Genomic DNA, 7668 nt, shown 5'->3' with positions numbered 1-7668 from the left:
CCCCCGCCACGACATGGGGGCGGCCCGCGCCCACGGCATCATCGACGCGCTCACCGACCATGCGATCCGCGCCGCGGCCGACACCGCCTACCAGGGCGCCGGGCCGACGGTGGCGGTCCCGCAGCGGCGTCGACGCAAGGACCCCGACACCGGCCGGTTCCGGAAGCTGTCGCAGAACCAGAAGGACGTGAACACCGCGCACGCCCGCCGCCGCGGGCCGGGCGAGCGGGGTCAACGCCGAGCTGAAGAACTGGCGGGTCCTGCGCAAAATCCGCTCCAGCCCCAACCAGGCCGACAAACTCATCGCCGCAGTTCAGACCCTCATGGTCGCCAACGCCTAATCAGGTTGGCAAAGGCTCACTGTTACACCCACGCGCCGCCCGACCACCGTCCCGGAGGTCGTCTCCACGCCCGAAGGCCTTACCCGCTAGCGAGCCGACCTTGCCCAGCTTGCCCACTGGAGTAAAGCCGGCAGCCGCCCAGGCGCAGGCACCCCACTCCAGATCCGAAACACAACCCACCACGTCCGCGGCACCCGAAACCTCGTAACCCACGGTGCCCAACGTCTTCGCGGCGGCTACACCCCAGTCCTTGGCCGTGGACACCGTGGAGACGATGTCGCTCCACAATCCACCGCCACTGTCCTGCGCCGACGCCGATGGAGGCCCCCCATAGCCACCCCCGGCGACCGGCCCCGGTGCCGGAGCCGGTGCCGGTGCCGAAGGCCGGGCGCCCATCGGCGGGACCGGCCAGACCGAGGGCGGCGGCGGCGACGGGTTCAACAACTCATCCAGAATCCCGCTCGGACCGCCACCGAACCCGGAATCCGGCGTCTTACCCCCATACCCCGGATCCCCCGGGCACGCATGCCGATCGCAATACGCCAACCCCGTCGGATCGGAGAAGGTCACCGGGTTGTTGTTCGAATACGTGTAGCCGTGCATCTGCTGCGGATCCGTCGGATCCATCAACGGATCCACCGACAAGAACCGCCCCAACCCCGGGTCGTACTGCCGCGCCCCCAACGTCGTGAACCCCGCCGCAGCGTCGACCATCCCCCCGACGAACCCCCGCTGCCCAGGAAAGTCGACCTCCTCCCCACGCGGACCACCGAACGGCAACTGCCACCGACGCGTCACCTCCAACGACCCCGCCCCGACCGCGAACCGCGACGTGCCCTGATGATCACCCAACAGCCACGTCAACCCCGCCTCGGTACGCATCGCCACCGTCGAACCAGCGAACTCGTAATACCGCGTCGTGGTCGTCTCCCCACTCCCGCGGTCCCACCGCAACTCCTGCCCCTCCAGATACAACGTCACCCCGGACGGATCCCGCCGCAGCAGCCGCTCACCATCCGCGTCGTAGACGAACTCGGTGTCCTCGTTCCCCTTCGTGGTCGCCGCGAGATTCCCCTCGACGTTCCAGTCCAGGGTCTGCTGCTCACCGGCCGCCGACGTCCGCGACACCGTGTTCCCGGCCTCGTCGTAGCCGAACTCCTCCAACGTGGTCGTGCCACCCGGCAGCTGCGTGATCACCGAGCCCAGCGCGTGCCCACCGTCCGGATACGCGTACTCCCGCACCGTGTCACCCTCGACCCCGTGCTCGGTCGAGGAAACCCGGTTGCCCACCACGTCATAGGAGAACGACCGCCAGTACGGCGCCGGACCACCCAGCTGGCCGACCTCCGGACTCGCCGCACAATCCGACGCGGGCGTCCACGCCTGCGTCAACCGCCGCAGGTGGTCGTACTCGAAGCACTGCACATCCGCCTGCTGCTCCCGCGGAGCATCCACCACCGACGTGATGTTGCCCGCCGGATCGTACGAATAGTTCGTGTCCGACTGCATCGGCTCCGGCAACTCGGCATCGACGATCGTGCGCTCCAACCGCCGCGTGTGCTCGTCGAAATACCGCGACTGCCACACCCGCTGCCCGGTCTCGCCCAACTGCGTCCGCTGCAGCTCCCCGTAGCGGGTGTACTGGGCGTCGGTGACCCACTCCGTCGTGCCCTCACCGCTGATCCCGCCGTAGCTCGTCTGCGGAAGCCCCAAGTCGTCGTGGGTCAGGCTGTACGTCTCCGCACCGAGATCGCCGGCCTCCGCGTAACCCACGCTCCTCCGGCTGCCGTCCGGGTTGTACCCGGCGTAGGTGGAGTATGTGCCGGACACGCCCTCCTCGGACTTCGGGATGGTGAGCTGCGTCTTCAGCGGCTGGTACAGCGGGTCGTAGACCGACACCTCACGGGTGTAGGCCTCGCCGTCGACCCACCGGGTCGATGACGCCAGCTGTCCCACGCCCCAGCTCGCGGTGTCGTAGGTCCACTCCGCCCGCTTCGGCCCGTCCGGGGAGTCGGCGTGCACGGCCGTGCGGCGGCCCAGTACGTCGTAGGTGAACGCGAGGGTCTCACCCCGGGCGTCGGTGGTGCTGACCAGTTGCCCGGCGGCGTCGTAGCTCTTGGTGGACGTGCCCTTGTCCGGGTCGTCCATCCGCACCTGCAGGCCCCGCAGGTCGTAGGTGAAGCCCCACTCGTTTCCACCCGGGTCGGTGATCCCGGTGAGCCGTCCCGCCGGGTCGTAGGAGTAGGTGGTGCTGTCGTGGTCACCCTCCGGCGAGTCGCCGTGGTACTGCCGGAGTTCGGTCATCCGCCCGCGGGCGTCCGTGATCGTCGTCCGGGGGGTGTCCCCGTCCGGGGGCGTGACGTGGACCCGGTCGCCGCCGTGGTCGACCGTGGTGCGCCACTTCTCGATGCCGCCGCCCTTGACGATCTCGGCGACCGGGCGGCCCGCCCCGTCGAACTCGGTGACGGTCAGCCCCGGCACCTCGGCATCGGTGGCCGACCAGAGGGTGTCGTCCACCGGGGCGTCGTTGAAGTACGGGTCGGTTCGGTAGTACGCCCGGCCCGCCGAGTCGTAGCGGGTGTCGGTCAGCAGCCGCCCCCCACCGGGGGCGGGTTCCTGGGTCTGTCGCACCCGCAGCAGCCCGTCGTAGAGCTCCTTGCTGGTGACATAGTTTCCGTTCGCGCCGAGCGAGGTCGTCGTGATCACGGACGGTTCGTCGCGGGAGATGTCGTACGAGTACCGGGTGTTGCCGCGTTCGCTGCCCCGGAGTCGGTTCGGAAGCCACACCTCGGCCGTGCGGCCGAGGGCATCGTAGGCGACCTCGGTGGTGTTCCCGCTCGGGTCGACGACCTTGACGGTCTTGCCCCACGCCGTGTCCAGCGTGGTCGTGGTCTCGTGCCCCTTGGCATTGGTCACGACCGTCTGCGTCGTCGGACCGCCCTGCGCGGGGGTGTAGCTGGTGGTCGTCGCTCGGTCCAGGGCGTCGCGTTCCTCCAGCACCCGGCCGTGCCGGTCGTAGGTGCGGCTCGACGTGGTCTTCCAGGTCTCCCCGCCCTCGTCCACGAGAACGGACACTCCGGTCACGTTGCCGCGGTCCGGCGCATCCCCGAAGGCCTTGCCGTCGTAGGAGTATCGCTTGCCCGCCACCATGTCCTCGGGGAAGGTCGCCGACTCGGAGCAGGCCACCGAGACGGATTTCTCCTCCGCCGGGTGCGAGAGCAGCCAGGCGTCGGTGTTGCGGGCGTAGGTGGTGCGGGTGCACAGGTCGTCGGCCGGGTCGGAGACGTCACCGAGGTCGTTGACCTCCGTCGGCAGGCCCCTGTCGTCGTAGATGAACTCGGTGCGGGTCTGTCGGAACCCGCCCGACTCCAGCGCCGTGTAGCCACGGGTGGTCCCCGTGTTGACCCGGTAGGCCTCCAGGTCGCCCCGGGTGGCGGTCGGTCCCTGCCAGGTCGGTTCGGTGATCGTCTTGCTGACGACGTCCCCGCCGTCGCCGGCGTAGGTGATCGATTCGAGTTGCCGGCCGGAGAGCCAGTCGTGGTCGGTGTGCTCCCCGCCCTCCGAATCGGTCACGCTCACCGAGCGTTCGCCGTCGGGCAGGGTGTCGCCGTCCATACCCCGGAAGAACCGCTGTTCGGTGAGGGTGGCCGGGCCGTCGTCGCCGCTGCCCTTCCGGACGCGGACCCGTCCGTAGCCGCGGAACTCGTTCCAGGTCTTGTCCTCGTCGTCCACCATCTCGGACGTGCTGTGGTGCCAGGCGGCGCCGTCGAGGTACTCGTAGCTGGTGACACTCGGCACGGAGCTGGCGATCCGGTCGTGTTCACTGATCGACTCGACGACGTACTTGTGGAAGTAGTCGGTGCGCTCGGCCGAATAGGGCGCGGACCAGGTCACCGGGAAGCACCGCATCGAGTTGGTCTCCGGCTCGTCCGGTTCCGACTCCGGGCTGCATTCCGGGTCCGCATACTTGACGGAGATGACCCCGCCCGCCTCGGAGACGATCGCGTTCATCCGGTACCGGATCAGCGACGCGTGCCCGTCGATCGCGTTGACCCGGTTCGGTTTGCCCACCCCTTCGAACGTCACCTCGGGCAGCGCGATCTCGTCACCCACGTGGCCGGTGTGCGTGACGCCCGCCAACCACAACGCCGGTTCCTCCCCGTCGCCGGGGTCCGGGAACTCGTGTCGCAGGGTCCACGAGTCGACATCCCGGTAGTCGTCACCCCGGCGGACCTGGGTGGTGACCTTCGCCAGACGTTCGCTCGACCAGAAGCTCGGCGCCTGCTGGTAGTCCTCGCAGGTGCCGCCGTCGCATTCGAAGTGCCACGGGACGTCCGGCCAGTTCTCTTCCTTCTCCCGCGTACACGTCGAGCCGGGGACGCAGCGGTCCTCCGCGGTGAACAGCACCCGGCCGGTCGCGGGACCGTCGCCGTCCTCGTGTAGGCCGTAGTCGATGCGCTTCAGTCGACCGTCGCGGACGTACTCGGTGGGTTCCTCGTTCTCGTTGCGCCCGTAGCTGTTGGTCTCGGTCTCGTAGGTGTAGTGGATGACGTTGCCGTTGGTGTCGACCGCCTTGTCCAGGTTCCAGCGGTAGCCCTGGTGGCAGTAGGAGTCGGCGAAGTCCCCCGCATGGCACGGTTCACCGGCGTCGTCGCCGTAGACCGGGACCGTCCAGGTCGACTTCGCGGCGGAGCGGGCGCCGTAGAAGTACCGGGTGCCGTCGGCCGTGGTGACCTTCCAGTGCTCCCCGTTGTCGTCGGCGTTGTCCGCACCGGTCAGCCGTTCGATGCGCGACCCGTCGTCCTGTTCGGGGCGCCACGTGCCGGTGTCCTCGTCCTTGATGAGCGAGGTCGCGGACCCGTTGAACGACAGGGTGGCGTTGTCCGACTTCCAGCACAGGTCGACCGGATTGTCCTCCGGCTCCCCGGGCAGGTCCTCGGCACAGCTGCCGTAGTCCCGTTCGATGTAGCCGGGCCACATCGCCCAGCCGTCACCGGCCCAGCCCGCCTGGTTGTTCGTCGTGCTCGTCAGCCCGTCGACCGCGGCGGACGAGTAGGACAGCGAGACATTCGGGGTGAAACCACCCGGGGCCGGGGGCACCCGCATCGGGTAGTTCCAGGTGAAGGTGCCCGTCTGGGCCGACACGGACCACTCCGCCGACGGCTTCAGCGAGGTCGCGGTGTAACTCCCGGAGCCGGCGGGTCCGTTGCCGGACTCCTCCGGCTGGTCGCCGTGCAGCGCGTCCCGGCTGACCTCGTCCTGCTCCCGTTCCTCCATGGGCAGGTCGGTCACCGGCACCGAGGGCATCTCCGGGAGCGGCACCGACGGGCTGCCCTCGGCACCGGCCGACGGAGGCGCCTCGACGGCGGTCAACAGACCCGCCGCCATGAGCGCCGCCAGCGCCGCCGCCCGCTTCCGGCCGCGGCCGCCGAGCCTGCGCAGTCTGGTCCCGTGTGGACGCACGTGTCCTCCCCAGTCCGCCCGCGGTCGCGAGCGCTCGTACCGGATCTCGCTGACGCGGTGCGGTCAGACCGCCGTTTCCGGATAGTCGTCGAGTGTGCGGGCCGGGACGACGTGGGCGTTCCCGTCGTCCGTGGTCGGGCTCCGCCGCCCGTCCTCGATGAGCCAGACCTGGTCGGAATCCGGGACTCTCACCCGGGTTCCGTCCCGCATCACCTCGGGCAGGGTCATCAGCGAGGCGTGTGGCGCGGTCATCAGCTCGTCGAGGGCGCGTCCGGTGCCGAGAAACTCGTCCTCGTCGGCGACGTCGATCCGGGCGCCCCCGACCACCAGGTACAGCGCCTCGGACGTTCCGGAATCGTTCACACGCAGGGCACTGCCGTCCGGGAACTCGACGGGGGCGGGCTCTTCGATCTCGTTGTACGACTCGTAGAGGTCGTTGACCCGGTCACTACCCAACGCCCCGGCATACAGCCGGACGTCGTCCACGCGGCCGGGCCAGTGCTGCGCGTGGGTTCCCGCCTCCTTGCCACGGCCGATGGCGAGGCCGCCCGTCGCGTTCCACTTGTCACGTACCGCCCCGTCGCCGAGACGTGTGCCGTTGACGTACAGCCACACCTGGTCCGTGGGGGCGTCGTAGACACCGGTGAGGTGGACCCACGTGTCGACCTCGTTCTCCAGGGTCGACACTGCCGCATCGGTCACAGCCCCGTTCTCGTCGTCGGCATCGGTCACCTCGAAGATCCAGGTGCCGAGCCTGTCCCGACTGTCGGACACGTGCCCGAGTCGAAACTTGCTGGTCTGCTCCCCGTCGATGCTGACCGCAGTCACCTTGCCACCCCGTTCCCGAAGGTTCACCCACGACGTGACGGTGAAGCTCTCGTCCGTGCGGAGGTCCACCGCCTCGGTGGTGACGTGGTCGTCGGTGCCGTCGAGTTCGACGCCGTTGCCCACGTAGCCCTCGACGAAGGAGGCCCCGTTGTGCAGGGTGCCGCCGCGGCCACCCACGGAGTCGGCCGTACCGGTGCCCGCGCTCTCGTTCAACGCCATGTGGTGGGTCAGGGTGAGGTCCCGGGAGGCCTGGGCGCGCACCTCCTCGCTGAACAGCGCGCGGCTGTAGAGCTTGACGTCGTCGACCGCGCCCGGCAGGAAGTTCTGCCACCCGCCGTTCCACCTGGCGCGGCCGATGCTGACGTCCTTCTCCGCGTTCCAGTCGATCGGTACCCACTTGCCGTCCCGGCGGACACGTCGGGCACGACCGACTGCTCCAGAGTCAAGGTGCCGTCCGGATTGGCCTCCAGTGCTTCCGGGCCGCCGTGAGCGCTTCGCTCTCCGTCGCCGCGGCGGTCGTCACGCCGCTGTCTGCCTGTTCCTGGGCCGCATGGGTGGGCAGGCCCGGCAGCAGCGTCGCCATCATGGCGGTCACCGTGACGGTGAGTGTCGTACGGAACGAGTGCGTGCGTGAGCCGGTCCGGTGCGATCCCACCGTCGCGTCCCCTCCCCCAGCGACGCCGCGCCACCGCAGCGTCGTGCGTGATCAAAGCAGTGCGGTGGGTGAGTCTCGCCGACAGCTCAGAGCGGTCACAGCCGCCGATAGGCGTAGGATTCGATCACGGAAGCGGTCCAGTCGTGACCCGAAAGTGATCGAATCGGGGGGGCCGGTCCGGCGCCCGTGCGTTCGTGATCGGCAGGGCCGCACACCCCATGACGACGCAACAGCCCCCGCTGAACGTGATCACCTCGTTACGTCTCGGCGTGGTGGTCGACGTCGCTTGCCGTCCGCGCGGGCGGGACGGGCGAGGCCCCGGGCACCTCCTCCGTGAGCGCCCGCCCGCGCTGCGTGCCCGGCTCGCCGGCCGCTGCGGTG

4 protein-coding genes are annotated in these 7668 nt (G+C 69.5%); all 4 read right to left on the bottom strand.

Going from position 1 to position 7668, the window contains the following annotated elements; translation table 11 throughout:
- On the bottom strand, positions 1–304 hold a 304-nt coding region (locus SACPADRAFT_RS32195; RefSeq protein WP_040923926.1), incomplete at its 3' end, for a hypothetical protein.
- Positions 305–341: 37 nt separating this feature from the next.
- Complete coding sequence (locus tag SACPADRAFT_RS0204260) at positions 342–5804, bottom strand: RHS repeat-associated core domain-containing protein (protein WP_007025639.1); 5463 nt, start codon at positions 5802–5804, stop codon at positions 342–344.
- 63 nt (positions 5805–5867) lie between these two features.
- A complete protein-coding gene (locus SACPADRAFT_RS0204255) occupies positions 5868–6893 on the bottom strand; it encodes a LamG domain-containing protein (RefSeq protein WP_007025638.1) in 1026 nt (341 codons plus the stop codon).
- A 181-nt stretch (positions 6894–7074) separates the two neighbouring features.
- On the bottom strand, positions 7075–7218 hold the full coding sequence (locus tag SACPADRAFT_RS31205) for a hypothetical protein (protein WP_157577051.1): 144 nt from the start codon (positions 7216–7218) through the stop codon (positions 7075–7077).
- Between the last annotated feature and the right edge of the window lie 450 nt (positions 7219–7668).

The sequence above is a fragment of the Saccharomonospora iraqiensis subsp. paurometabolica YIM 90007 genome (assembly GCF_000231035.2).
In the GTDB taxonomy this organism is placed as follows: Bacteria; Actinomycetota; Actinomycetes; order Mycobacteriales; family Pseudonocardiaceae; genus Saccharomonospora; species Saccharomonospora paurometabolica.
This window is presented reverse-complemented; position numbering and strand designations above follow the sequence as displayed.

What these genes read in the sequence shown, in the direction of transcription:
- SACPADRAFT_RS31205 (WP_157577051.1), bottom strand. Translation starts at nt 7,218, where the DNA reads ATGATGGCGACGCTGCTGCCGGGCCTGCCCACCCATGCGGCCCAGGAA.